Here is a 3,248-nt window from a genome sequence, read left to right as displayed (position 1 = left end):
TCAGGACACGCGGCCATAATTTTATGCAAACTTTTATGTGATGTTTAGGCTATAACCCTTGAAATGTCGTTAATTTTTGGTCAGGGTATGATTCACAATTTGGTCATCCAGGGGGTAAAAGCACACATACCACGGTATTGGTTAAATATTATTATCTGGAAAAAGCGATTTCTTTACATTATCAAGCCAAGCTAGAAGGGCGAGAAATTCTTTTATTCCCTGAAAATCTAAATCCTGATAACTTTGATTACCTTACCGTAAAGTAATACTCATTCAAAGGTTAACGTGATAGCGATTACTCGTCCATTCTGAGACGATCGCGTTTTTTGCACTAACCCTTTATCGACCAGCGATGTAACCGCATCGCTGGCAGTGACAGCCGTGACCGCAAGATGTTTTGCCAAACGTATCCCAGTGTTGCCTTGTATCCACTCAGAAGCGCCAGGATTTGCCCGTGAGTCGATGTTAAGCCTTGTTGTCCAGCATTCTGCCAGATTGACTTTTGAGCGCCAGCCCAATTTTTTTTAGCCCAATCAAGATGTGTTGCTTGATCGCCCTTGAGGCATCGAAGGGATTTTCGCTGACACCAACATTCGAGTCTTCAGCAGGAAGGGCTAATTCTGTGTTGCGATCGGGTTGAGTACTGTCTACGAATACTGACCTTATAAAGCACCAAGTAAGCGAATAGCCCAGTAGCCCCATCAACCAGCCTTCATGAGTTATTTCCCTTCGCAACACAGCACTGCCATGATTAATCGCGAAAAGTAACGATTCTATAACGAGAGCCACTTTTAAGGCAGTGGGTCGCAAGGCTGGATCAGTCCCGATAGTATAGCAAAACTTCAACGTTTTCAACATGACACCATCCACGTTTAAGCGATGGCTTGCAGTGCTTCAATCGCAGCCTGGTAATTCGGTTCATCCAACAGTTCAGGGACAACTTCTCGATACGTTACAATGCCCGTGCGATCAACTACATAAACGGCGTGTGCTAGTAGCCCCACTTCTTGAACCAACAATCCCCAATTGCGGGCAAAATCCAGATCACGATGATCCGAAAGCATTGTGATATCTGCAACATCTTTGATCGTTTGCCAACGGCTTTGAGCAAAGGGCAGATCAGCAGAGACGAGAAAGACTTCAACGAAATCAGTTACCTCTTGACCCAGTGAGTTTAGACGTTGGCTGAATTTCTGAATTGCAGCGCTACAAATCGGCACATCCAGGGAAGGAGCCGTGAGGAAAAGGCGAATCTTTCCCTGCGATCGCGCCAGTGGCAGCACGGGTGACAGGTTGTTGTCAATCACCCGCACGTTACGGGCGCGATCGCCGACTTTCAATGGTAAGCCCAGCAATCGCATCGGTTGCCCATGAAACGTTACTTGCATAGTTCCTGGGTTACTCTTTTAAAGGTGCAAAGGTGTTTTTCGATGCGCTCAATCACTGCTGCTTCAGGCGTATGCCCAAACCATCCATCTAGCAATTGCAGGTTTTGGTCAACCAGAAGAAAGGTCGGTGTCCCCAGTAAATGATTCAGCGTAAAGGTTGCCGATGTTTTGGCGTACCGCTGCAAGTAAGCGTTCACCTTTTGACGCAGTATTGCCTGCTCTGATTTGGGCAGGTGATCAAAACCAGGGATCGTTTCAGTTAAAGCCTCAGTGTTTTCAAGTGTTGCGAATAGTGTACCCGTGGTAAGTTGATCGACAGCAACGGGAAAGTCGATTGCTTGAGAGTAAAATTCTCCTAACGCTTGCCGAGTTGCTCCAACCAGTTTCATCTCAGTCAAAAGCAACTCTGTATTGGCAGCAGTGTTGTACTCAAAATCCTCAAAAGCCGTTGAGATCCCCAAGACATTTAAGCCGGACTGACGATACTTCCAGTGCAACTTGTTGACGAGAGGAAAACCATAGATGAAACAACCGGGACAATTGACTTGAAACACAAACAAAAGATTCAGCGCTTTGAGGTCAAATGAACCTTGTAAGACGCGATCAATCTTAAGTTGGATTACCATTATGCTACTCCTAAGCAAATCGAGTTGGGTTGCCATTGACAGAGATCAGGCGATCGAGCCGAATCTCAGTCCCGTCTTTAAGCTTCAAAAAATCTGCTTGGTTGGCAGCATACACATCCACAATCTGATCCTGAACTTGGACGATTTCTCCAGTTACAGTGCGATAGGAAATCTGGCAAGACTGCCGTAGCGTTGCTAGGACTTCTAACTGGTCGTGAAAACCACAGTCCACTAAACAATAGTCATTCATTGCCCACCTCACTTCTGCCAATAATTGTTAGCAGCCGCGATCGTGGCAAACTCAGTGGCAACTGTTTGCCCTACGGCAATCAACATCATGGCATCGTTACCATAGACATCTCGTAGCTTTTTGCGCTTCTCTTCATCGGGTTGAGTTAGCTTAATAATTAGTCGCGCCAATTTCACGGCTAATTGCCGTCCTTCCTCAGGTGTTTCGGTGATCAACGAGTTGTTAGGAACCAGTGCAATCGTATCCATTGTTTGTTCTCCTGTTAATTGCGTTCTTAAGAGCTCTGTCATGTAACAAACTTGGGCGGTTCAGAGTGGAAGTGCGGAGATGCTAGACTGAACAAAATGCCTTCGCTGCCTCCTCAAAATCCCAAACATAGAAATTAAGCGCCTCCTGATTGACTGAATCAACCGTGAATGTCTTTGAACGGAGCCCAGGCATGCCTTCAAACTTTGCTCGTGCTCCGTCTGCGATCTGCCGCACGTATGCCTCATTGAATTCGCTTTTATAGCGGAAACGGACAAAAACTGCGATCATGGTGCGCTCCTTGTCTGTTTTCGTCGTGGGTAATGTTTAGCTCAACTCCTACAACCACAGGAATGAAACATACTATAGGCTGCGAAAAATTTTTAAATTTCCGTAACCTAAATCTATCACTTATTTGCTTGAACCCATTGAAGCTAGAAGTTGCCACCAAGGAAGCTCATGGCCAATTGGTAAGGATTCACGCAATTGATGAATCATTCAACTACTTCTGTTTAGCATCCCCACACTTCCCTAGGGCATGACCCAACCTTGCCTCTTTTGAGCTAGAAATGCTTTTTCAGTAAGCTTTCTAGATAATAAATTGTAAAAGTTGTTTCTTGAAAGCGCCCCACTGGCGGCGATCGCCACCCGTTACTGATGTAGAGAAACTTTTATAATGGTAAAGTACCCTGACAGCTAAAACCGAATCCTCAGTAGTGCTTTTAAGCCTGCTTGAAA

At 45.4% G+C, this 3,248-nt stretch carries 6 protein-coding genes; all 6 read right to left on the bottom strand.

The annotated features are described in order from the left end of the window. Positions 1-269: 269 nt before the first annotated feature. The 6 genes from LC653_RS45320 to LC653_RS45295 all read right to left on the bottom strand — a co-directional run bounded on the left by LC653_RS45320 (position 270) and on the right by LC653_RS45295 (position 2,512). A complete protein-coding gene (locus LC653_RS45320) occupies positions 270-404 on the bottom strand; it encodes a MarR family transcriptional regulator (protein ID WP_229501762.1) in 135 nt (44 codons plus the stop codon). Between the two features lie 61 nt (positions 405-465). Then, positions 466-858, bottom strand: a complete 393-nt coding sequence (gene nrtS, locus LC653_RS45315) for a nitrate/nitrite transporter NrtS (protein ID WP_229501761.1) — start codon at positions 856-858, stop codon at positions 466-468. A gap of 14 nt (positions 859-872) precedes the next feature. Next, the gene (gene tpx, locus LC653_RS45310) at positions 873-1,388 is read right to left on the bottom strand and encodes a thiol peroxidase (RefSeq protein ID WP_229501760.1); all 516 of its coding nucleotides are present in this window, start codon (positions 1,386-1,388) and stop codon (positions 873-875) included. After that, positions 1,379-2,014, bottom strand: coding sequence for a hypothetical protein (locus tag LC653_RS45305; protein WP_229501759.1), 636 nt, complete (start codon positions 2,012-2,014; stop codon positions 1,379-1,381). Before LC653_RS45305 ends, tpx begins: the two co-directional genes overlap by 10 nt. Before the next feature lie 10 nt (positions 2,015-2,024). Beyond that, positions 2,025-2,264, bottom strand: a complete 240-nt coding sequence (locus LC653_RS45300) for a hypothetical protein (RefSeq protein WP_190733663.1) — start codon at positions 2,262-2,264, stop codon at positions 2,025-2,027. A gap of 8 nt (positions 2,265-2,272) precedes the next feature. After that, the gene (locus LC653_RS45295; protein WP_229501758.1) at positions 2,273-2,512 is read right to left on the bottom strand and encodes a hexameric tyrosine-coordinated heme protein; all 240 of its coding nucleotides are present in this window, start codon (positions 2,510-2,512) and stop codon (positions 2,273-2,275) included. Positions 2,513-3,248 lie beyond the last annotated feature (736 nt).

The sequence above is a fragment of the Nostoc mirabile CHAB5784 genome (assembly GCF_020829645.1).
Classification (GTDB): Bacteria; Cyanobacteriota; Cyanobacteriia; order Cyanobacteriales; family Nostocaceae; genus Nostoc; species Nostoc mirabile.
The sequence above is the reverse complement of the archived record's forward strand: the minus strand, read 5'-3'. Positions and strand labels throughout refer to the sequence as shown.

Coding starts and splice junctions, on each gene's coding strand:
- tpx (WP_229501760.1), bottom strand. CDS start 1,388: ATGCAAGTAACGTTTCATGGGCAACCGATGCGATTGCTGGGCTTACCA.
- LC653_RS45295 (WP_229501758.1), bottom strand. CDS start 2,512: ATGGATACGATTGCACTGGTTCCTAACAACTCGTTGATCACCGAAACA.
- LC653_RS45305 (WP_229501759.1), bottom strand. CDS start 2,014: ATGGTAATCCAACTTAAGATTGATCGCGTCTTACAAGGTTCATTTGAC.
- LC653_RS45300 (WP_190733663.1), bottom strand. CDS start 2,264: ATGAATGACTATTGTTTAGTGGACTGTGGTTTTCACGACCAGTTAGAA.
- nrtS (WP_229501761.1), bottom strand. CDS start 858: ATGTTGAAAACGTTGAAGTTTTGCTATACTATCGGGACTGATCCAGCC.